We start from the raw sequence: 21,446 nt of genomic DNA, 5'->3' as shown, positions 1-21,446 counted from the left end.
TTCCGTGGCGGCGGACCGTGCGCAGGCGGTCAGGCGCCGGGGGCGGCGGCTTCGAGGTCGTCGACCGTCCCGGCCATGAGGGTCCGGATGTGGGCCCGGATGATGTCCGCGTGGCCGGCGTGCTGGGCGGTCTCGGCGATGATCTGCATCAGCACCCGGCGGGCCGACCACCGCGCGTCCGCCTCGAACCACGGGGCCTTCGGCAGGGGGTGCGAGACGCCCAGGTCGGGCAGCGAGGCGACCAGTTCGTCGGTCCCGGCCGCCACCTCCGCGTAGGCGTCCAGCACTCCCGCCAGCGTCTCCCCCGGCAGCATCCTGAACTCGTCGGACCGCTTCGCGAAGTCGGCCTCGGTCATCGCGGTGAAGTCCGGCATCGCCGAGGGCCCCTCCACGATGAACGCGGCCCAGCTCCGCTCCACCGAGGTGACGTGCTTGATGAGACCGCCGAGACACAGCTCGCTCTTCGTGGTTCGCTCCCCCGCCTGCTCGTCCGTCAGATCCCGGGTGGTGAACCGCAGGAAGTGCCGCTGCTGGGTCAGCGCCTCCAGGAGGTCCGCCCGCTCGTCCGAACCGGTGTGCGCGGTGGCCTGCTCGTTGGCGTTCATGGTTCTGCCTTCCGTCGTTCCCGTTCCGCCGTCAGGGATGACAGTACGAGCCGTTTAGGTCAGAACCGGTCCTGTACGCGCGGTCAACGCCGCCTGATCTTCAGGGCGTTGTCCGTACGGGTGGTGGGATTGCCGTCCGGGTCGTTCTGGACGCGCTCGTGCTCCGCGCTGAGCAGCACCTCCCACTCCCCCTCGGGCAGTTCCAGCGAGGCCAGAACCTCGTCGGGGGTCGGCAGCTCCATGTCCGCGTGGTGGTGGTCCCAGGCCGGGAAGCCCGCGTGACCCACGATCAGCAGCACCCCGCCCGGGGCGACCGCACGCGCCGCCCTGCGCAGGATCCGCTCGCGCGGCAGGTCGCCCATGGAGTGCAGGAACTGCGCCGAGACGAGGTCGTACTCCCCTTCGGGGAACGTGGCGCCCAGGTCGTGGAACCGCCAGTCCACCCGGTCGGCGACCCCGGCCTCCTCTGCATGCTCGGCGGCCCGTTCGAGCGCCACGCGCGAGATGTCCGTCGCGGTGACGTGCCAGCCCCGGCCCGCCAGCCACACCGCGTCGGCGCCCTCGCCGCAGCCCAGATCCAGCGCCCGGCCCGGCTTCAGGTCCGCCACCTCGCGCACGAGCACGGTGTTGGGCTTCCCGCTCCAGATGCGGCGGCTCTCGCGGTACCGGTTGTCCCACATCTCCGCGTCCGAGGGGGCGTTGCGGGCCTCCACGGCGCGCCGGGTGTCCTCGGTCACGAGGTCCCCGTTGATGGCCGCACCGGCCTTGAGCCCGGCGGCCGCCGCGCCGATCACCTGCTCCATGAGACCGGTGACGTTGCCGGCCACCCACACCCCGGGCACCGCCGTGGCGCCGTTCGGGTCCGCCTCGATGTACGAGCCGACGGTGTGCCCGCCCATCTCCAGCGGGACGGGCCGCAGCCCCAGGCTCTCCAGTACGCCGGACCGCGCGGTGAACCTCGGCTGCACGACCACGGCCGCCCGCTCCACCACCCGGCCGCCCGCGAGCCGGACGCCGGTCAGCCGGCCGCCGCTCACCTCGACCCCGGCCACCTCGCCGTCCACGACCGCGATGCCGCGCGCCGCCAGCTGCTCGTACTCCTCGTCGGAGGGCTCCGGCCCCTGGTGCAGGAAGAGCGTGACGTCGTCGCTCCACTGCCGCCACAGCAGCGCCTGGTGCACGGCCATGGGGCTCACACCGATGACGCCGATCGCCGAATCCCGCACCTCCCAGCCGTGGCAGTACGGACAGTGCAGCACCTCGTGCCCCCACCGCTCGGCCAGGCCCGGGATCGCCGGCAGCTCGTCGGTCAGCCCCGTCGTGACCAGCAGCCGCCGCGCCGTGACGGCCGTGCCGTCCCCGTGTACGACCCGGAAGCCGGCGTTCTCCGGCAGCCGCTCGGCCACCGTCACCTCGCCCGGCACCACCTCCACGCCGTACCCGGCCACTTCCTCCCGGCCGATCGCCAGGAGCTCCGAGGGCGGGGTGCCCTCGCGGCCCAGGTAGTTGTGGACGTGCGCCGCGGGCGCGTTGCGCGGGCTGCCCGAGTCGATCACCAGCACGGACCGCCGCGCCCGCCCCAGGGCCAGGGCCCCACTCAGTCCCGCGGCCCCGCCGCCGATCACCACTACGTCGTACATCTGCGTGTTGTCGCTCATGCGAACCTCCTCCATCTACGAAGATGGTGCGCGCGGCGGGACGCCCCGGCAAACATCCTTGCCGGTGCGGCAAAAAAGCCACGCAGACGCCAGGACATGCGCAGGAGGAACCCATGACCATCAACGCAAGCCAAGCGCGGAAGGACTTCTTCGGTCTGATCCGTCGCGTCACCGAAAACCACGCGCCGGAGCGCGTCACGTCGAAGGCGGGCACCGTCGTGATCATGTCCGAGGAGGACTACAACGGCTGGGAGGAGACGATGTACCTGATGCGCTCCCCCCGCAACGCCGCCCGCCTCATGCGCTCCATCGAGCAGATGGATGCCGGACGCGGCACCGTACGAGAGCTGATCGACACGGAGGACGTGTGAAGACGTCGTTCTCGGACGACGGGTGGGAGGACTGCACCCACTGGGCCGACACCGACCGCAAGACGCTCCGCAGGGTCAATGACCTCATCAAGGAGATCGAACGGAACCTTTCGAAGGCAGGGGCCAGCCCGAGCCGCTGAAAGGGAACCTGTCCGGCTGGTGGTCCCGCCGCATCACGCAGGAACACCGGCTGGTCTACCACGTCACCGACTCCGGCAGCCTGGAGATCATCCAGGCCCGCGACCACTACTGACCGGCCTGGACAGGAAGAAGCTCACTGTCAAAAATATTGATCAGAAACTCATGGGGTTCTCGTCCAGGACGTAGCGGACGTGCGGGCCGCCGAAGTAGCCGCGGACGATGTGTGGCTGGCGTTGGCGTCTGCGAAAGAAGCGGCGGGTCTCGGCGGCGAGTTCGGCCTGGTCTCGGGCCCGGTGCTGCTTGGGCAGGCTGTGCTTGAGGTCGGCATTGACCAGTTCGTCGGGGTTCAGTTCGGGCGAGTACGGGGGCAGGAAGTGCAGCTCGACGGCGTCGGGATGGGCGGCGAGCCATGTGCGGACCTTCTTCAAGCGGTGGGCGGAGTGCCCGTCGACCACGAGGTGGATCTTGTGGTCGAAATGGCCGGCGAGCCGGTCCAGGAAGCGGCACATCACCTCGGCGGTGAAGGACTCGGTGAAGACCATGAAGTGCATCCGGCCCCTGGCGCCGATCGCCGACATCGCGTTCACCGAGAACCGGTTCCCGCTCCGCCGCACCACAGGTGTCTCCCCCTTCACTCCCCAGGTGCGGCCGGTGACCTAGCCCGAGCGGATGCCGACCTGATCGGCGAAGAGGATCTCACCGCCATCGGCCCTCGCCGTCGCACGGATCTCCGGCCAGGCCTCCTGATGCCAGTGCCGGACAACATCCGGGTCCTGCTCGACGGCCCGCTTGTCCGGACGCTGGAAGCACAGCCCCCAACGCTTCAGGTACTTGCCCACCCCCACCTCGGTCAGCCGCACCCCGTACAGCTTCGCGATCAGCTCGCCCACCAACCGCCGCGTCCACAACTGCCCGGAAAGCCCCACATGACAGGGCCGGTGATCGAGGACCGCCTGCCGCACCGCGGCCTGCTCGGTCTCCCCGAGCACCTGGTGCACCCCGACCGGCTTGCCCCGCGGGCGCATCACCAGCGCCTCCCGCCCGCCGACCTGCCACTTCGCCCACCAGATGTCGACCGCCTTCAACGACACCCCGAACACCGCCGCCACGTCCTCACGGTCCCGCCCCGCCACCAACGCCGCCACCGCCCGCAACCGCAGGGCCTCCTGCGCCGACGGCGACAGATGCCGCGCGCCCCCCACCAGATCGCTCACACACCAACAACGACCCAGAATCCGAACCGTTTCTGAATCAATAGTCCGAGACCCGGACGCAGACCGACAACGGCGACGACCCGCCGCCTCGTGAGGCACCCGCCCGCTGACGTTGCCGTCAACCGTTGCCGTCAAGACACCCAGAAGCCCCGCCGGAGCGATTCCGGCGGGGCTTGCTGATTTCGCTAACCGGAGTCTCGCGGAATCCACTCCTCCAGCCCCAGCACAACCCTTTCTAGCTGGACCTCAAGATCCTTACTAGAAATATGTCCACTTTCGAAGGATCGCCACGTTTCGGTTAGATAATCAATCAAATCACCCTGACCCATAAGGAGATCGGACAGCTCTTCCCCGCTCATGGAGTGCTTGCCCTCAGAAAGCACCCACACGACACCCGCCGCGTCCGCCGAGATTCCTCTCCCCGCGAGCTCGACAGTGCGCCACGAAACCCTTGGGTCAGCAGCTACCTTGAGGAGTACATCGAGCGCCTCGGAGTTTCTTGCAGCCATCCAAATTCCTTGCGATCGGGACGCAGCGACTGGAAGCGCTGGTCATGAGGTCATCAGCGAAAAGCCTACTGGCCTCCAGAAAGGAACTTCCTCGCCCATGGAATAGCCGCCTTTCCTTCCGGAACGGAAGCCCCTCCCGCACGGAGAACGCCTGCACAGTAGGTCAGGCAACTATTTCCCAGTGGATGATATGGACCCCAGCTCCCCTGAGTGTCATTCTGAAATTCCAGGGCAGCCCTAGCATTCGGAAGATCGATGTCTCGACTCATAATGCTCGGAGGACCAGAATACGGTGAGACGACAGCCTCCCCATCGTGAGGCATCAGATGCGTGCGCGTCACCGTCTCACCATCCGTCACCTCAATGCTGAAGTGATTTACCTCGCCATGGTAGTGCAATGTCGCAACGCCCTCACCGCAATTGTGAACGAGGATCGGGGTGGCGCCCGCCAGCACATAGTACGTGTGCTACGCGCAGCCTTCGACCTGCCTTTTCGCAGGTCAAGCGCAGTTTGCTGGTCCGGTGAAGTGCGTGGGTGTCCGTGGTTGTGCGGGGTTGTTGCCGTCGCTACTGCCGTCAGACGATTCAGCCCAGGTACGGCTTCTCGCGCTGTTCCAGGAAGTGTTGGAGCCTGAGTCGTTGGGTGTGGTGCATCGGCAACTGCTCGATTTCTTCGGGTGGCACGAACCGGAGTTCGGTGGACTCGTCGGAGATTGTCAGTTGGCCGCCGGTGATGCGGGCGGTGAAGCAGACGTTGAACTGGCGGCGGACCTCGCCGTCGGTGTAGGCGATGATGTGTTTCGGGTCGGTGTAGGTGCCGACCAGGCCGGTGATCTCGGCGTCGAGGCCGGTCTCTTCCTTGACCTCGCGGACGGCCGTGCCTGGCAGGGAGTCGGTGAGGTCCATGCCGCCTCCGGGCAGGGCCCATAGGTCGTTGTCGCGGCGGCGCTGGAGGAGGATGCGCCCGTGGTCGTCGGTGACGACGGCGGAGGCGGCGACGACCATGCTGTTCGGCTTGGGGGCGTTCGGGTCGTCGTAGTACTCGGTGCGGGCCACGGTCAGTCTTCCTCTCGTACGGGGGTCGCGGTCGTCCACACGGCGTCGAAGCTGTCGGCGTAGGTGTCGAACATGCCGCGTGTCTCGTGTCGGCGAAGATGCCAGACGGGGGCTGCGTAGGCGTTGACGCCCCAGACGTGTGCGTTGACGAGTTGCTGGTCGTCGGCGCGGTAGAGGGAGTTGTAGAGCGTGGTTTCGTGGGTGCGGACTTCGATGCCGGGGGTGTCGGCGAGCGGTTTGTAGTGCATGAGTGCGAGGCGGCAGCGGGATTCGATGCCGTGGCCGAACCGCTCTTCCTGGCCGCGGGCTTGGACGTTGTCGCTGTCGGGGTCCCCGATTGCGATGCGGATGGTGCAGCCTTCGGCGGCGCGTTCGGTGAGGAGTTCGTTCAGCCGGGGGTACGCCTCGTGGAGGAAGACTGCCGCGTAGACGAGGATGTCGATCCGTTCCCGGGCTTGGGCCATCAGGTCGGTGAACGTCGAGACGGGGATGTCGGCCCGCTGTTCGTAGAGCGCGACCAGTTCGGGGCTGATGGCGCGGGCGGGGCGGGCTTGGCGGAGTGCCGGCCAGAGTGCGTGCACGTCTTCTCCCAGGGCCTTGGCCGCCTGGAGGGCGGTGGCACGACGTGGGATACGCCCGAGGTTCACCCAGCGCTCGACCGACTTGGGGTCGACCTCGACCTGCTGAGCGAGTGCGGCGTACGTCCAGCCTCCCGCCGCCATGACGGCTCGTAGTCTCTCGTTCGGCACGAGTCTCCCCCTTGGTCTCAGGACGGCACTAGGGACGTTCTACACGGTGCAGGACGTCCCGAAGTGGGGTTTGGTGGAGGTTCCTTCGTCCCGGTGACCGGCGTGAGGATCGGTGCCGACCCTGCGGCACTAACAGGCCCAGGGGCACGCATCAACGCCGCCGAGGAGCGTCACCGTGCGAATGAGTGCCACCCCACGTGTTCCCGCCCTGCGACTGGACGCCCGGTCCCGCGCCGCCTCGCCGGGGTGGTCACGATGACGGCCCCCACCCCTGATGCCGACGGGCACACCGTCTCGCCCGATGCTGGCGCCCTGGTGGTCGACCGGCGGAACGGCAAGGTGGGCGTGGTGATGGGGCATGTGGGGACGTACGTGCAGCTTCGGCCGCCGCGCGGTGGTCGGGAGTGGGACGTGCCACCCGAAGACGTACGTTCGCCGACTCCGACGGAGGAGTTGAGCGCGAAGGTGGCCGTGGCCAACCGGAGGTGGGGACGGTGACCCCGCGCTCGGTCCTGCGCTACGAGACCTGGACGCTCCAGCCCGACCGCGAGCCGGACGCGGAGCCGGTCCTTTACGCGATGCAGTGCGCCGTGGACGGAGAGGCCTCGCCGACAAGCGAGGACTTCGCCGAACCGCAGGAGTGGGTGCTGCGGCACTGTGGTCAGAACCCGTCCCACCACACCTACCGGGAGATCATCACCCGGCCCTGGCGGGCCTGGCGCCAGACGTGACCCACCTCGCTCGCCCAGGCGCCGCACCGCGCTGACCCACCCGACTCCCGTCCCTGCCGGGCGCAACCGATCGAGGCTCCCCCTCCTCGTCAGCCCCGGCAGGGGCGGGCCTCACGTGCGTGCCGCGCCCATGGCTGTGGGGGTTCTGGCCTCTGCCACAGAAAGTCAGCCACGACGGCGGGCGTGCCGACCGGCCACCCGCCACGTGTGTCTCGCTCAACCCCGCACCGGCATCAGCCCAGTTATTTCCATCGTCACGGCCCCCAGCCAGGCACCAGGCATGGGCGTCCGGGACGGCGCGAGCCCGCCGGGCGGCCTCTCAGGTGCCCGGCCAGTCTGCTGCTGAGCGGTCGCACCGGGGCTTCCGATTGGTGGTCCGGCCTACGCTCCCGGGCTCTGCGCGCCGAGTGGTCGGCGGCCGTCGCCAGCGGGGCGGCAGACAGGAGCAGGCGGCGGTCACCGACCGCCGGCGCGCGGCGGCCCGCGTCAGCGGGACGCCCTTGATCAAGTAAAGAAACTCTGAACAGCTCACCCACTGCGACGCTGGACAGGGCCGCCTGATGGGATGTGGACGCTTGTCAGCGGCGCTTCTTCGCCTGGGAGAGCTTGTCTTCGAGTTCCTTGCGGGCTGCTGCGGGGTCGTCGTGGAGCGGTGGCGCGAGTTGGCCTCGGCGGGCCAGTTCTCTCGTGATTTTCCGCCCCTTCTCGACCGCCGCCTTGTAGGCGTCGCGGGTTCGGTTGAGCTCGTCGTGGAGTTGGCTGGCGAGCGCCTTGAGCTCGGCGTCGGAGAGGTGTGAGAACTCGCCGGCCGTACTCCGGGCCTGGCGTTCGAGCTCCTCGCGCTGGAGGTGCTGAACGACCTTGGAGCTGTAGTGCTTGCCCGGCGTGGGGGCGGTGCGGACGAAGACGCCACGTCCCTTGACTGCGTAGATCAGCCCCTCGCTCTTCAGGAGGCGGAGGGCGTTCTGCGCGGTGGAGTTGGCGATGCCGAACCGCTCTTGCAGCTCACGCGCCGAGGGAAGTTGACTGCCCGGAGGGAAGACCCCTTCTTCGATCTCTTCGCGCAGGGTGTCTGCTGTTCGGACGAAAGGAGGACGGTTGTCCTCGGTTCGGGCCGAGCGCCACCCGGGTGGGAAGGGGCCATCCTCTTCTGCCTCCCCATCGGCCTCTCGCCCCTCGATGTCCTTCTCGTCGAGAGGAAGGCTGACGTAACTGCCCCGGCCGAGCACGGAGTAGACCAGCCCCTCCTGTCGCAGGACGCGCAGGGCGTTCTGAACCGTGGAACTGGCGACGCCGAACCGCTCTTGCAGGTCACGTGCCGACGGCAGGCGCTCGCCGGGCTGGAGTTCGCCGCTGAGGATGGCGGCCCGCAGCACTTCGGCAGCCTGGAGATAGGGGGGCCGCGGGTCCTCGTCCAAAGGCAGTGTCATGAGCCAACCGTAGCGGCCGTAGCGCCTGCGACGCATGCCCGCGTGACCGACCTGATCGACCGTCCCACCTAATCGAGCGTTGCGCCTGTATCGCCGTAGCGCCATGGTCGTGCGAGTCGATCAAGCGACTCCATCGAACAAGGGGTGTGATGGCATGGCCATGAATCGAATCCGTGTTGCCCTGCTGCCGTCGGCGGTGTGCATCGCGGGCACCGACCCGGTGCTGAAGATCAAGGACCAGCAGACCGGGGAGGTCGCCACCGATCGGGAGACCGGGGCGTCGCTGTACACGGTGACCGTGATGCTCATGGAGGACGGCCGGGCCGAGGTCCTGAAGATCACCGTCCCTGAGACCGGGCTGGCCGCCGGGCTCAAGCCGGGTGTGATGGTGCGGCCCGTGGAGCTGTTCGCGACCCCGTGGGCGCGGATCTTCAACGGGCAGCTCTCTGACGGCGTCGCCTGCCGCGCCGCCCGCCTGGAGCTGGTGACGGTGGAGGCAACCCAGTGATCCGCTTCGAAAGTTCCGTGCCGGAGTACGCACCGGACGCGCTGTTGGCCGTGGCCGTCCTGGTCGGTGTGTGGCTGCTGGTGGCGGTGGGTCGCTACGTGCGGGCCGACCGGGGCACGCGGGTCAGCATGCGGCAGGCCGTGCGGGTGCGCTGGGGCTGGGTACGGCTCGCGCGGATGGCCGGGCTGACGGTCACCGACAAGACCCCGAGCCTGCTCGCTCAGATCACCGCGCACAAGGACGGCCCCACCCCCGCGCCCCGGGTCCTGACGCCGAAGATCAAGGTGAAGCCGGACCGGTTCGGGGTGATCGTGCGGGCGCGGACGCTGCCGCAGGTCGGGGTGGAGGAGTACCAGAAGTCGGCGCGGTTCCTGGCGGACGCCTGGCGGTGCACGCGGGTCTCCGTGCTGCCGGACGGCCCCGGGCGGGTGGTGATCCGGGGCGTGCGCTCCGACCCGCTGACCACGCCGACCGCACACCGGCCCACCGGCCTCCCGCCTGTGGACCTGACGCGCTGGGAGCTGGGCATCGACGAGTACGCCGCCAAGGTGTGCGTGTCCCTGGCCAACGTGCCCGGGGTGACGGTGGCCGGCGTCCCGGGTGCGGGCAAGACCTCGGGGGTCAACAAGTTCGTCTGTGACTTCGCGCCGTCTCCGTCCGTGCAGTTCGCGGGTGCGGACGGCAAGGTGTCGCGGGCCTCGGAGGGCGACTACGCCGACCTGGTCAAGCGGATGTTCGCGTTCTGCGGGGACGACCTCGATGAAGCCAACGCGCTGTTCAAGCGCCTGGTGGAGCTGCGCAAGCGGCATTCGGCGACCATCCGGGACGTGCTGGGCGTGAAGAACATGTGGCACGTCGGCCCCTCGCCGCAGTGGCCGCTCACGGTCCTGATCATCGACGAGGCGCACACGTACTTCCGCGAGTACAAGGGCAGCGACGCCACCACCAAACGGCTGGCCGCGCTGACGGCGGAGAACGCCCGGCTGGTGGAGGACCTGGTCAAGAAGGGCCGCAGCGTCGGCATCCTGGTGATCCTGATCAGCCAGAAGACCACCGGCGACGCCATCCCCACCTTCATCCGTGACGTGTGCCCCATCGGGCTGTCCTTCGCGCAGAAGACCGTGGAAGCCGCGGTGGCCGCGCTGGGTGACGACATCCGCAACTGGCCCGACGCCAGCCCGGTCACCTTGCAGGACCCCGCCTACGTCGGCGTCGCGGTGATGGCGATGCAGGGCCGCCCCGGCTACACCCGCATCCGCACCCCCTACGTCTCCGACGCCGACGCCGCCCGCGTCGCCGAAGCCACCTCGCACCTGACCGCCGACCCGGACCTGTGCCTGGACGTCCTCCTCGCGTCGACCGGCCAGACGACGGCACCCCTGCCGTCGCTCGCCAAGTAGCCCCGAAAGCCCACACAGGAAAGGAGGTTGAGGACATGGCGGAGGAACGGTTCACCCGGCGCACCGTGACCGTGGTCATGGCGGTCATCACGGCCCTGGCCTTCGTCTTCTCCTTCGGCAACGTCTGGGCGCTCGCCCTGCGGCTCGGCGTCCCCCACCCGATCGCGCCACTGATCGCCCCCATGGTCGACCTGTCCGTCGTCGGGCTCTTGGTCGCCCTGCGCTTCCTCGCCCTGCGCGGCGTCCCCAAGGCAGAGCTGAAGGCCGGCACCCGGCTGCTGCACCTATGCGGCCTGCTCACCCTCGCGCTGAACACCGCCGAGCCCCTGCTGGCCGGACGCTACGGACGGGCCTGCCTGGACACCGTCGCCCCGCTCCTGCTCCTCGGCTGGGGACACGTCGGCCCCGCCTTCCTCGCCCAGTTTCACACCCACACCCGCCCCAACCCGCACCTGGAGGCCACCGCCGCCACCGAGCCGGTGCCCGACGTCGCACCATCACCCAAATCGGCACCCCCGACGCCCGCCCCGCAGATCGTCGCCTCCCTGATCGAGGAGCTGGAGCCCGCTCCGGCCGCCGCTCCGCCGGTCGCCGTCACCACGACAGGCCGACCCGCTTCCGGCCCTGCCCTTCCGGCCGCCCTGCTGGACGCGGCCCGGCGCATCGCGGACACCCACCACGCCGAGCACGGAACACCGATCACCGCCGCCCACCTGGGCACACGCATGGGCATCGCCCTCCCGGTGGCCACCACCGCACTCGCTCAGCTCTGAGCCCCGGCCGCCACCGGCCGCATCCCCCTCGCTGAACCCGCGCCCGCCCTGGGCCTGGTTCGCCATGCCCCGAGCAGCACCAACACGCCTTCCAGTTCGGCTGGTTGCTGCTCGGGGCCACCCACCCGAACAGAAGGGACACGCCCCGAATGGTCACCCTGGACCTGCGCCACGTGGCAAGCCCCGCCGTACGGGACCTGCTCCACCTCGTCAACCACCCCGACTTCGACCGCGCACAGCAGCAGATCGAACGTCTCGGCGGCTGCGCCGAACCCATCCGCCTGACCGGACAGACCACCACCGTCGACACCACGACCGGCGAAGCCCTTCGTGCCTATACCTCCTCCGACGAGCCGACGGGCAGCCTGCTCACCACGTGCGGCAACCGCCGCTCATCCCGTTGCCCGGCCTGCTCCCGCCTCTACGCCGCCGACACCTACCACCTCATCCGCGCCGGCCTCTCCGGCGGCAAGACCGTGCCCGACACCGTCCGCACCCACCCCCGCGTCTTCGCCACCCTCACCGCACCCTCCTTCGGCCCCGTCCACAACCGCCCCACCACCCCCGGTGGCGACATCAGACCCTGCCGCTGTCACCAGCTCCACGGACCCACGGACGCCCTACTGGGCACGCCGCTGAACCCGGCGACGTACGACTACGCGGGTGCGGTCCTGTTCAACGCCCACGCCTCCGCTCTGTGGGCCCGCTTCACCATCTACCTGCGCCGCGAGATCGCCGCCCGGCTCGGCCTCACCCAGAAGGCCGCCCGCGCCGTGCTGCGGATCTCCTTCGCCAAAGTCGCCGAGTACCAAAAGCGCGGCCTGGTCCACTTCCACGCCGTCATCCGGCTCGACGGCCCCGACGGCAACACCACGCCCCCGCCCCCGTCTGCCACCGTCACCGTGCTCACGGACGCCATCCGGGCCGCAGCCCGCCGTGTCCGAGTGGCCCTCACGTCGGACGCGATCGGGGAGCGCGAACTCACCTGGGGAACACAGCTCGACGTGCGCGAGATCGCCGCCTTCGGCACTGACGCCGAACTCACCGACCAGGCCGTAGCCGCCTACGTGGCCAAGTACGCCACCAAGTCCGCCGACGCCTCCGGCACCCTCGACCACGCCCTATTCTGCCGCCCCTGCCAGGGACGCGGCGCCACCCTCCTGCCTCATGGAACCCCGCTCCCGTGCACCGCTTGTGACGGCACCGGGCAGGCCCGTCCCCTGCCCCGGCTCGCCGTCGCCCGGCATGTGCGGCAGATGATCCGCACCTGCTGGGAGCTGGGCAGGCTGCCGGAATTCACCGGCCTCAAGCTCTGGAAGTGGGCGCACATGCTGGGCTTCCGGGGCCACTTCTCCACCAAGTCCCGCCGCTACTCCACCACCCTCGGCGCGCTGCGCGACGCCCGCCGCACCTGGCGCACCGAACAGGCCCGCGCCCACGCCAGCCTGCCCGGCGTCGACTCGACGACCACGCTCGTCGTCAGCCGCTGGGACTACCTCGGCTCGGGCTACAGCCCCGGTGCAGCCCTCCTCGCCGCCCACGTATGGCACCGCAGGAAACATGAACGACAGTTCTCGGCCGAAGGGGGCTGCTGATGACCTCGCCCCCGCTCGCCGTCCCCCATGCGGAGGCGGCACCGCTGCTGGATCTGCTCACAGTGCCCCAGGTGATGACCCGCCTCCAGCTCGGCCGCTCCGCCGTCTACGACCTGCTCCGCACCGGCCAACTCGCCTCGATCACCCTCGGCCGTGCCCGCCGCATCCCCACCCACGCCCTCACCGACTTCATCCGCACCCGCCTCGAACAGGACGCCGCCTGATGACCACACCTCGCCCCGCCCCCTCCCGCCGCTCCCGTGCCCGTGCGAATGGCGACGGGACCGTCTACCAGCGCAAGGACGGACGCTGGGAAGCCGCCGGATATGTCCTTGCCCCCGGCAACACCCGCAAGCGCGTCCGTGTCTACGGCACCACCCGCAAGGACGCGATGACCAAGCTCACCGAGAAGATCGCCGCCAGCAATCGCGGCCTCCCCGTCGCAGCGGCCGACAGCACCGTGAGCGCCTATCTTGCGTACTGGCTGGACGGCGTCGCCGTTCACCACCTGCGGGAGAACACCCATACCCGCTACGCGGCCTCCATCCGCCTCCACCTCAATCCCGGCCTCGGCGCCAAGAAGCTTGCCCGGCTCACCACACGCGACGTGCGCACCTTCCTCGACGGACTCCGCACCACCTGCCAGTGCTGCGCCCAGAAACGGGACTCCGTCCGGCGATCCTGCTGCGCCATCGGCCAGTGCTGCGACAAGCGCCTGTCTCCGCTGACCGTGACGTACGTCCACGCGGTCCTCAAGTCCGCCCTGGAACACGCCGTTCGCGAGGACGAACTGCCGCGCAACGTCGCCCGCAATGTCAAGACCACCACGCCCCGCCCCAGACGCTTCCAGCCCCTCACCGCCACCGAAGCTCGGAAGTTCCTCCAGTCAGCCAGCAGCGACCGGCTTCACGCCCTGTACGAATTCGCCCTGCGCGCCGGACTCCGCAAGGGCGAACTCCTCGGCCTCCACTGGGAAGACCTCGACCTCGACAGCGGCACCGCGACCATCCACCGCTCCCTCCAGCGCACCCGAAGCCATGGCCTGACCGTTCTGAACACGAAGACCCTGGCCTCCGAACGCCGCATCGTCCTCCCCACCGAATGCATCAGCTCCCTCAAGATCCACCAGGAACAGCAGCAGGAAGAGCGTCAGGCGGCCGGAACGGGCTGGACGGACAACGGACTCATCTTCACCACCCCGAAGGGCAGGCCCCTCGACCCCGGCAACCTGACCCGCCGCTTCCGCCGCCTCCTCCACAGCGCAGGACTCCGGACGATCCGCTTCCACGACCTCCGACACTCGACCGCCACCCTGCTCCTGGAACAAGGCGTCGACCTCGTCGTCATCAAGGAACTCCTCGGCCACGCCCACATCGGCGTCACCGCCGGCGTCTACGCCCACGTCCGACTCCGCCTCCAACGCCAAGCCATCGATACCCTGAACGGCGCCCTCAGCCCTGTCAACGACGACCCCGACGACCCACCCGCCGCGGCAGGCGTCCGCTGACGTTGCCGTCGCCGTTGCCGTCAAGAACCCCAGAAGCCCCACCGAAAACGCTCGGTGGGGCTTCATCGGCGATATTGGAATCCCAGCCGGCCGAAGCTACCGAGAGTCAAACACCAATCTCACGAGAACCCACGCAGGGCCCTCCAGGGTGAATCCTGTGGAATTCCTACCTACGCCTTTCGGGTGGGCCACTTACAGGTCATACGGGTAGAGCTGAATTTCGGAGGCCCGGAAGGAAATGAAACCCTCCACAGGAAGCTCCGACCTTCGGTTCGGGATTTCAATCAGGAGAACGTCCGACCCTACTCTGATCTCCACGACCGAATCATCGCCATAGTCGAATCTGACAACTTGGCCCGTGATGAGGGTGGCAGAGTCCGCCCCGACCTCCGAGAGGGAAGTGGCACCCGAGGGGCCCGCCGTCCAATCTGCGACCTCTTCCGGAACTTCGATCTCAACATCGAATTGACCCACTTCGGCGGGGTTCGCCCCCATCCAGCGGCCAAATGCGATGCCAGACTCGCACTTGAAACGCACGATCCCTTGCGATGGGGTCAGGACTTGCAGAACTTCCACTCTCATCATTTCACCCCCAAGGGAACTCGCTGCATCGTATTGCCGACAGTCCATTCGTTTGTGACGGAGTTCCAATCCCACGTCTCCATATGGAAGTGGAACTTCGTGGGCTTGCTGTTCATCTCGTGATCCCCCATCCGGATGCTGCGGCGCCCATCGGAAGACACGAGACGGTTGGGATCCACCTGCCCAGTTCGCGGGTGAATGTTCGTGTGCGGACCAGGCCCCAAGAAATCACTCCACGCCTGATCGGCCTGAGAAGGCTTAAGGGGCTTGGGGGCCGTGACCTCCGGCAGGTTTTTGACCGTTTCGGCAGGTGCACTGCCACAATTATGAACGAGGACCGGCGTCTCGCCCGCCAGCACATAGTACGCGTGCACGTCCTGGATGGTGAGGTCGTGTGTGCGTTGGCGCTTGGTGTAGTGGCTTACTGCGGTGATTGGGACGTGCGTGCCGGCGCTGGTGCGGAGCCACTGTCCGACTTCGAGGTCGCCAGCGGGTATCCACTTCTTGAGTTCTGGCACCCAGAAGGGGTGGGTGTCGGTGGCGACTATGCTGGAGAATTCGTTTTCGGTATGGACTGTTATTTCGGTGAAGTCTTTGTCGTCCTCCGTTGTGATCGTGGAGGCGACCTTCTTCTTTACGTTTTTTCCGGTGGCTGCATCGGTTGTTTCTACTGTGTCGCCGACGTCTATATCTTCGATCGCTTTGCGGGTGCCGTCGGCTAGCAGAACTGCAGTTCCGGGGAGGAAGCTGTGACACGCAGCTGCGACCCTTGAAAGGATTTTGATGGTGACGAGCTCGAGGACCATGGAGCTGGCCGCGCCCCAAGTGGCACCGTCGATCATGTCGGAGGCCGTGCCTGCAGTGCTGTGGTCCGCGTCAGTCGAGAGTGCGTTATTGACCGCCGAGCCTGCTGCGCCGGCGAGTGCGCCGCATCCGGTTGCGGCGCCCAGGCTGGCGCCTCCGGTTTCCGGCGCGGTGACGATGGCTGTGCCGTAGCAGGCGCCTCCGACGACCGTTTCGGTGACCATCGTGACGATTTCTTTGTGGTCCTGGGCCCAACCCTTGACGCCGTGAATGGTGTTCGACCAACCGCACTTGGACCAGAATCCGCAGTGCTTCCCACCGTTGTCGGAGCTTCCAGAGTGGGTGGTACCGCCAGTGTCGCCGGTGTCCCCGCCGCCGGTGTCCCCGCCGCCGGTGTTGCCCATGGTGTTGCCGCCGATCCCGTCGCAACTGGGGGACATGTTGCCGGCGTAGCAGTAGCCGCTTCCCTGGTCCCCACCGTCGTTGATCGGCAAGATCCGTAGGCCGGTGGGGTCGCTTGAGGTGACGGGGGTGTTGTTGGCGTAGCTGTATCCGTTGAGGGATTGGTGCTGGTCCAGGGCCAGGACGGGATCGACGCTGATGAACTGGCCGATGCCGGTGTCGTATTCCCGGGCGCCGATGTGGGTGAGTCCTGTGGTGGTGTCAGCAGGTTTGCCCAGGAAGCCCTTGTCGTCGGGCCAGCTGGTGGGTGTTGTTCCCCGGGTGTCGCCGAAGGGTGTGGTGTAGCGCTTGGTGACGGCCCAGGTCGTGGGCTCGAGGACCAGAGTGGCGGTGCCGTGGGGGTCGGCTGCGCAGAAGTTGAGTTTGGTTCCGGCTGTTCCGCTGACGGCGGTGCGGAGGGCGATGTTCTGGCCGGCTGCGGTGTAGTAGCGGGTGCCTGCGAGAACCTTCGCCGTGCCCTTGGTGGTAAGGCGGACCTCTTCGCCGCCGAGGTAGAGCACGGTGTCGCCGTCTCCGACGGCGCGTCGGATCAGGAGTTCGCCGGAGGCGTCATAGAGGTAGTCCGTCTGGAGTTTCGGCTTGCTGCCTGCGGCGGGTTCGCTCGTGGAGGCGAGTTTGCCCTCGGCGTTCCAGACCAAGGTCTGCTGGGCTTGGGTACCCGGACGGCTGGTGGTGTTGCCGCTTCCGTCGTAGCTGTAGGAGCTGGTCTTGGGGCCGGTTGTCTTGGCCAGCGGATGGGGCTGTCCCGCGGCGGTGCCGTAGGTGTATGTGGTGACGGTGTCACCCGTTGTTTTGTGCTGCTCTTCGGATGCTCGCTGACCTGAATTGTTGTAGGTGTAGCTGGTCCAGTAGGGGGCTGCGCCGTCGATGTTGGCTACCGTGCGTCCGGCGGTGGCGCAATCTGCTGTCTTGGGCGTCCACGCTTCGGTGAGGCGGCGGTTTCCGTCGTAGGCGAAGCACTGGTAGTCCGCCTTCGTGGTGCCGCCCTGGGTGCTGGCGTCGAAGATGGAGGTGACGTTGCCGGCGTCGTCTTGAGTGAACTTGAGTTCCTGCGGCATGTACCCGTGGACGTCGTCCGTGACGTAGGAACGCGTCAGGCGACGGGTGCCGTCCTCATAGTCGTAGTTGAGGTACGCCTTTCTCGCTGAGTCGGCGGCATCGGTTCCCAGGGTGAGCTGCCTCAGGTCGCCCTGGGGAGAGTAGGCGGCTGTCTGAAGATAGAGGGCGGCGCCTTGGGTGCGGGTTTGCTGGCCCAGCGCGTTGTATTTGTTGGAGATGGTTTCGGAGGGCAGGCCGGCGACGGCGGGTTGGGATGCTTGTTTGACGGTGCCGTCGAAGTTGTAGGCGGTGGTGAAGGCAAGGGTTTTCGGGACGCCGGCCGCGACCAGCGGATCGGTTTCGGCTAGCAGGAGTTGACTGCCGGTGACCTGGTAAAGGTTGTCGTAAGCGGTGACCTTGGTGGTGTATGCCTTGCCGGTCAGGCCGCCGTCGTATCGGGTTGCGGTGTCCTGCTGCCCCTTGGCCAGGGAGTCGAAGGTCCAGGCGGCCAGCTGAGTAGCGTCGGTCTTGGTGCCGTCCCAGAGGCCGGTCTTGCGGCCGAGGCTGTCGTAACTTGAGATGAGCGTCTTGCCGCGGGCGTCCTGGGTGCTGGTCACCTGGTCGAGGGCGTTGTAGAAGGTGCGTGTAGTGCCCTTGTCCGGGTCTGTTGCACTTGCCTGCCGGCCGAAGAGGTCGTAGGTGTAAGACCACTTGGCCTGGTCGGGCCCGGTGACGTCCTTCTGCTGCCCTGCTGGGGTGTACCCGTATGTGGTAGTGGTGTAGTCAGTGCCAGTCGGCTGCGGACCGGAGTATTCGCGGCGTTCGGTCGTCTGTCCCAGCGCGTTGGTGATGACGGCGGTGGCCTGGCCGCCTGCGGGTGCACTGGTGGAAACGGTGTCACCGGTGTAGCTCGTGCTGGTTCTGAAGCGCTCGACGCCTTTGACCTTGGTGATAGCAAGCGTCGCGCGCCCGGCACCGTCGTATGCAGTGTCGGTCTCCATGGGCGCCTGTCCGCCCTCCGTCTGCACGAGGCTCCCAGACGGGTCGATCTTGTCCGCCCAGATGTCCGCGAGTGTGGTGACGGACAGACCCCGTTCGTCGTAGAGGGTCTCGCTGATCAGGGTTCCACCGACTGATGAGGGGACCTGGGTCTGTCGGGGGCGCAGGAGAGAGTCGTAGATCTCGTACGTGGTGTTGTAGCCGGACGCGTCGCCCTTGAGCGTGCCGGTGGATACCCAAGGGGTGTCGTCCGCCTTGATGCTGTAGTTGTAGACGTAGCTCGGTGTGGCGTTGAGGACCTTGAGCCGGTTGGGCAGCCACACCTTGGTGACACGGCCCAACGAGTCGTACTCGGACTCAGTGATCTTGCCGTTGGGGTCGGTGACCTTGGTCGCTGCGCCGGTCGCGAAGTCCACGACCGTTGTGGTGGTGTGCCCCTTGATGTTGGTGCTCGTGCTCGACGTCAGCGGTCCGATCGCGTCGGACGGCGCGTACGTCGTGGTGGTGACCAGCGCGTCGTTGGTGTCCTTGACGACAAGTGGCCGGCCCAGAATGTCGTAGGTCGTGGTGACGAGCTTCTGAAAGACCGGCGTGCCGTCGGAACCGTACGACTTGGCCCTGGCCGTCAACTGCACTTCGCCCTTGGAGGGCTTCTGCGTAGCGCTCCAAGTGGTGCTGTCGTAGGCGGTGGCGACGTCGGAGACGACGTCACCGGCCCTGGTGGAATCCGCGGGCAGGTCCAGGTCGGAATCCTTGGTGGAGCAGGGCTTGGTCACGATGCGGGTGCGGCCGGCAAGGGAGGTGATCCCGAGGGCCTCGTTGCGCGCGTACCAGGTGCGGGTGCATTTCTCGTCGCCTGTGACAGCGTCGTCGCCCTGGTCCTCGACGGTTTCGGCCATACCGTGATCGTCGAAGGTCGTGACGGTGGAGCGAACCCGGTCCTTCGGCGTGCCGCTGCTCGTGATGTTGGTACGGGCATGAGTGGCCGAGGTGCGGACAAAGTAGGCCTCGGTGTCGGCGTAGGACTTGTGCTGTGTGGCGGTCTTCTTGGACCAGGGGTCGTTGATGACTCCGCTGACTTCGTTGGCGCCGTTGTAGGTGACCGTTTCACGGGTGAATCCGGCGTACGGATCCGAGTCGTCGATGGGCGGGGCTTTGACGGCTGTGGTGGTGGCGGTCTTGCGCCTGTCCGGGTCGAGGGTGACCCCGTCGTCCTTGAGGACGCGGTCACCGTTCATGCCTTGCATGTAGACGGTGACGGTCTTCGACTGCGTCTTTCCAGCGACGCCGGTCAGGTGAGTGACCTGCCTGTAGCCACGCCAGATGGACCAGGTACGTTCCTTTTCCTTGGTCATCGGGTCGTCGTTGTAGTGCCAGGCGGCACCGGTGTAGCTATAGGTGTTCTGTACGGCTTCGGACCCGCCGTGCTCGTCGACGGTGAGGACCGAGGAGACCGGGTACTTCTGGAACCAGTCGAGGATCGGGGTCTTGCCCCCGTTGGGGGACCAGTACACGGGGTAGCAGCGTCGGGTGTTCTGATCCGGGCGGGACATGGTCTGCCCGGCGACGCACCCTTCTCCCATGTAAGTGACGACGGTTTTGGCGCCGGCCTCCGATCTGATGGTCTGCAGGCGCGGCTTGTACAGGGGCAGGATGTCGTCGCTTGAGGAGTCGACCCGGTTGGTTCGGAATTCGTGGGTGAAGAGGACCGGGTCCAGGCCGAGGTCGGTCCCGTGCTTCCCGGTGTGCTTGATGCTGTCCAGCCACAACGACTGGTCCGTCGAGTCGCCCGTATCACCTGGATCGATGTAGTGCTGTTCCAGGACCCAGTTGTCCACCTCGGAGAACCCGGGTGTCGCGGCTGCGGCGTCCCAGGCGTACGACGTGATGCCGGTCAGTCGCTTGCGGGAGAAGAAGCTCGGGCTGACGTTGCCGGTGCATTTGCTGTTGTCCTTGCACACGGTGTCGAACGGGACATCGGGCCAGTTGTCACGAGTGTCTTCGGTCAGGGTGTCGCAGCCGGTGCCGGAGGCAGTGCAGCGTTCCTTGTAGTTATAGACCACCTTGTTGGATGCGGGCTGCGTCGCGAAGAGGCTGTCGGCTCGCTGTCCGTAGCGGATTTCGTTCAGGTAGCCGCCGCGGGTGTAGGTAGTTCCCGTGTTGTCATCGCCGAGCTGGTCGTAGTTGTTGGACTCAGCGGTGTACCAGTACGACATGGCGTTCTCGTGGGTGTCCTCGACATAGTCGAGGTTCCAGCGCCATGCCTGTCGCTTGGCGCGGCCCGCGAAGCTGGTGCCGTCCGCGTAGCCGGGCTCTCCGGGGTCGTCTCCGAACACCGGCACAGTCCAGACCGAGTTGGTGCGCTCAGTCGCGCCTGCCCCATCCAGTTTGTTGAGGCCGAAGACGTACTGGGTGCCGTCTCCTGTGGTGACGGTCCAGTATTCGCCCTTGCCGTCTACGCCTGCGTCGCCCTCGTCGTCGTTCTCGGCGCCGGTGGAGTGGGTGACGGTGGATGCGTCGTCGTTCTTGAGCCGCCACTTTCCGGAAGTGTCGTCCTTGACGAGTTCGCTGGCCTTTCCGTTGAGCACCAGGGAGGCGTTCTCGTACTTCCAGCACAGGTCGTACTTGTCGATCTGGCCGTCGTCATCACACACACCGTACTTGCGTTCAATGTAGGAGGAGGTGATGTCGAACCCGGTCCCGATGGCCGTGCCTTGATTGTTCGTGTTCGCAGTCTGGCCGTCCACCGAACCGGAGTCATAGGAGATCGACAGGTCAGGTGCCGGACCTGCTGCTGCCGGTGGTGTACGCAGGGGGTAGGACCAGGTGAAAGTGCCTGCAGAGCCGCCGGCTTCCCAGGTTGAAGAAGCCGCCAGTGGGGTGGCTTTGTAGTCCCCGCCACCTGACTTGGTGCCTGCGGCCAATGCGACGACCATGGTCTGCCCCTCAGGGGCGGCAGAAGCCGGTGTGCCTGAGTCGAAGGCCAGCTGTGCGTCTATCCGTTGTGCGGCGAGGTCGTTGCTGTACTCGAGAGGTGTCCGGGTGCGGCACGCGGCCTTGGACGGGCTACTCAGGGCGCAGTCCGGCAGGCGCAGGGCTTGGAGGCGGCCTGTCCAGTCACCGCCGTATGCGCTGGCGAACTTGGTGTATTCGATGCCCAGCTGGGCGCTCCCGCCAGTGGCGGGGCCGGTCACGGACAACACGATGCCCTTGACGCCGTGAAGTTCCCCCCGCGGACTGGACAGCGGGTGTTTACGCTGCCGGGGCGAGGTTCTGCCTGAGCAGGGATCTCGTTTCGAGCGGGGTGACGTAGC

Annotated in this window: 15 protein-coding genes and 3 pseudogenes; 10 read left to right on the top strand and 8 right to left on the bottom strand. The window is 67.3% G+C overall.

Annotated features, from left to right (window positions below):
- Positions 1-29: 29 nt before the first annotated feature.
- Positions 30-605 (bottom strand): DinB family protein, encoded by a 576-nt coding sequence (locus ABZ564_RS31430; protein ID WP_360862722.1) that lies wholly within the window; start codon positions 603-605, stop codon positions 30-32.
- Between the two features lie 83 nt (positions 606-688).
- The gene (locus ABZ564_RS31425; RefSeq protein ID WP_360862720.1) at positions 689-2,263 is read right to left on the bottom strand and encodes an FAD-dependent oxidoreductase; all 1,575 of its coding nucleotides are present in this window, start codon (positions 2,261-2,263) and stop codon (positions 689-691) included.
- A 113-nt stretch (positions 2,264-2,376) separates the two neighbouring features.
- Here ABZ564_RS31425 and ABZ564_RS31420 point away from each other — a divergent pair, with 113 nt between their 5' ends.
- Complete coding sequence (locus ABZ564_RS31420) at positions 2,377-2,634, top strand: type II toxin-antitoxin system prevent-host-death family antitoxin (protein ID WP_360862719.1); 258 nt, start codon at positions 2,377-2,379, stop codon at positions 2,632-2,634.
- A pseudogene (locus tag ABZ564_RS31415) lies at positions 2,631-2,887 on the top strand (Txe/YoeB family addiction module toxin). Before ABZ564_RS31420 ends, ABZ564_RS31415 begins: the two are co-directional and overlap by 4 nt.
- A gap of 40 nt (positions 2,888-2,927) precedes the next feature.
- Here the strand turns inward: ABZ564_RS31415 and ABZ564_RS31410 are convergent.
- From ABZ564_RS31410 to ABZ564_RS31395, 4 genes and pseudogenes are all read right to left on the bottom strand, one after another.
- Positions 2,928-3,929, bottom strand: a pseudogene (locus ABZ564_RS31410) (IS630 family transposase).
- Positions 3,930-4,174: 245 nt separating this feature from the next.
- A complete protein-coding gene (locus ABZ564_RS31405; RefSeq protein WP_360862717.1) occupies positions 4,175-4,498 on the bottom strand; it encodes a hypothetical protein in 324 nt (107 codons plus the stop codon).
- Between the two features lie 585 nt (positions 4,499-5,083).
- Positions 5,084-5,554, bottom strand: a complete 471-nt coding sequence (locus ABZ564_RS31400; RefSeq protein WP_360862715.1) for an NUDIX domain-containing protein — start codon at positions 5,552-5,554, stop codon at positions 5,084-5,086.
- A 2-nt stretch (positions 5,555-5,556) separates the two neighbouring features.
- The gene (locus tag ABZ564_RS31395; RefSeq protein WP_360862723.1) at positions 5,557-6,276 is read right to left on the bottom strand and encodes an XRE family transcriptional regulator; all 720 of its coding nucleotides are present in this window, start codon (positions 6,274-6,276) and stop codon (positions 5,557-5,559) included.
- 273 nt (positions 6,277-6,549) lie between these two features.
- On the opposite strand from ABZ564_RS31395, the gene ABZ564_RS31390 reads away from it, so the two are divergent.
- Both ABZ564_RS31390 and ABZ564_RS31385 read left to right on the top strand, forming a co-directional pair.
- Positions 6,550-6,801, top strand: coding sequence for a hypothetical protein (locus tag ABZ564_RS31390; RefSeq protein ID WP_360862713.1), 252 nt, complete (start codon positions 6,550-6,552; stop codon positions 6,799-6,801).
- On the top strand, positions 6,789-7,034 hold the full coding sequence (locus ABZ564_RS31385) for a hypothetical protein (protein WP_360862711.1): 246 nt from the start codon (positions 6,789-6,791) through the stop codon (positions 7,032-7,034). Before ABZ564_RS31390 ends, ABZ564_RS31385 begins: the two co-directional genes overlap by 13 nt.
- A 578-nt stretch (positions 7,035-7,612) precedes the next feature.
- On the opposite strand, the gene ABZ564_RS31380 is transcribed toward ABZ564_RS31385, so the two are convergent.
- Positions 7,613-8,464, bottom strand: a complete 852-nt coding sequence (locus ABZ564_RS31380; RefSeq protein WP_360862709.1) for a GntR family transcriptional regulator — start codon at positions 8,462-8,464, stop codon at positions 7,613-7,615.
- 154 nt (positions 8,465-8,618) lie between these two features.
- On the opposite strand from ABZ564_RS31380, the gene ABZ564_RS31375 reads away from it, so the two are divergent.
- The 6 genes from ABZ564_RS31375 (at position 8,619) to ABZ564_RS31350 (ending at position 14,247) form a co-directional block, all read left to right on the top strand.
- Complete coding sequence (locus ABZ564_RS31375; protein ID WP_360862707.1) at positions 8,619-8,972, top strand: hypothetical protein; 354 nt, start codon at positions 8,619-8,621, stop codon at positions 8,970-8,972.
- Positions 8,969-10,372, top strand: a complete 1,404-nt coding sequence (locus tag ABZ564_RS31370; RefSeq protein WP_360862706.1) for a cell division protein FtsK — start codon at positions 8,969-8,971, stop codon at positions 10,370-10,372. Before ABZ564_RS31375 ends, ABZ564_RS31370 begins: the two co-directional genes overlap by 4 nt.
- A gap of 35 nt (positions 10,373-10,407) precedes the next feature.
- Positions 10,408-11,145, top strand: coding sequence for a DUF2637 domain-containing protein (locus ABZ564_RS31365; protein ID WP_360862704.1), 738 nt, complete (start codon positions 10,408-10,410; stop codon positions 11,143-11,145).
- A 149-nt stretch (positions 11,146-11,294) separates the two neighbouring features.
- Entirely contained in the window at positions 11,295-12,740 is a 1,446-nt protein-coding gene (locus tag ABZ564_RS31360; protein WP_360862702.1) for a replication initiator, read from the top strand.
- A complete protein-coding gene (locus tag ABZ564_RS31355) occupies positions 12,740-12,964 on the top strand; it encodes a helix-turn-helix domain-containing protein (RefSeq protein ID WP_360862700.1) in 225 nt (74 codons plus the stop codon). The genes ABZ564_RS31360 and ABZ564_RS31355 overlap by 1 nt, the downstream gene beginning before the upstream one ends.
- On the top strand, positions 12,964-14,247 hold the full coding sequence (locus ABZ564_RS31350) for a tyrosine-type recombinase/integrase (protein ID WP_360862699.1): 1,284 nt from the start codon (positions 12,964-12,966) through the stop codon (positions 14,245-14,247). Before ABZ564_RS31355 ends, ABZ564_RS31350 begins: the two co-directional genes overlap by 1 nt.
- A 905-nt stretch (positions 14,248-15,152) precedes the next feature.
- Here the strand turns inward: ABZ564_RS31350 and ABZ564_RS31345 are convergent.
- A pseudogene (locus ABZ564_RS31345) lies at positions 15,153-21,377 on the bottom strand (RHS repeat-associated core domain-containing protein); the annotation flags it as partial.
- Positions 21,378-21,446: the final 69 nt, after the last annotated feature.

Origin of the sequence: Streptomyces sp. NPDC019224, assembly GCF_040632605.1 — a bacterium.
Lineage (GTDB): Bacteria > Actinomycetota > Actinomycetes > Streptomycetales > Streptomycetaceae > Streptomyces.
The sequence above is the reverse complement of the archived record's forward strand: the minus strand, read 5'-3'. Positions and strand labels throughout refer to the sequence as shown.

Excerpts from the sequence above, each read along its gene's own strand:
- ABZ564_RS31420 (WP_360862719.1), top strand. The coding sequence starts at position 2,377 with ATGACCATCAACGCAAGCCAAGCGCGGAAGGACTTCTTCGGTCTGATC.
- ABZ564_RS31375 (WP_360862707.1), top strand. The coding sequence starts at position 8,619 with ATGGCCATGAATCGAATCCGTGTTGCCCTGCTGCCGTCGGCGGTGTGC.
- ABZ564_RS31355 (WP_360862700.1), top strand. The coding sequence starts at position 12,740 with ATGACCTCGCCCCCGCTCGCCGTCCCCCATGCGGAGGCGGCACCGCTG.
- ABZ564_RS31430 (WP_360862722.1), bottom strand. The coding sequence starts at position 605 with ATGAACGCCAACGAGCAGGCCACCGCGCACACCGGTTCGGACGAGCGG.
- ABZ564_RS31365 (WP_360862704.1), top strand. The coding sequence starts at position 10,408 with ATGGCGGAGGAACGGTTCACCCGGCGCACCGTGACCGTGGTCATGGCG.
- ABZ564_RS31360 (WP_360862702.1), top strand. The coding sequence starts at position 11,295 with ATGGTCACCCTGGACCTGCGCCACGTGGCAAGCCCCGCCGTACGGGAC.
- ABZ564_RS31380 (WP_360862709.1), bottom strand. The coding sequence starts at position 8,464 with ATGACACTGCCTTTGGACGAGGACCCGCGGCCCCCCTATCTCCAGGCT.
- ABZ564_RS31350 (WP_360862699.1), top strand. The coding sequence starts at position 12,964 with ATGACCACACCTCGCCCCGCCCCCTCCCGCCGCTCCCGTGCCCGTGCG.
- ABZ564_RS31395 (WP_360862723.1), bottom strand. The coding sequence starts at position 6,276 with ATGGCGGCGGGAGGCTGGACGTACGCCGCACTCGCTCAGCAGGTCGAG.
- ABZ564_RS31405 (WP_360862717.1), bottom strand. The coding sequence starts at position 4,498 with ATGGCTGCAAGAAACTCCGAGGCGCTCGATGTACTCCTCAAGGTAGCT.
- ABZ564_RS31425 (WP_360862720.1), bottom strand. The coding sequence starts at position 2,263 with ATGAGCGACAACACGCAGATGTACGACGTAGTGGTGATCGGCGGCGGG.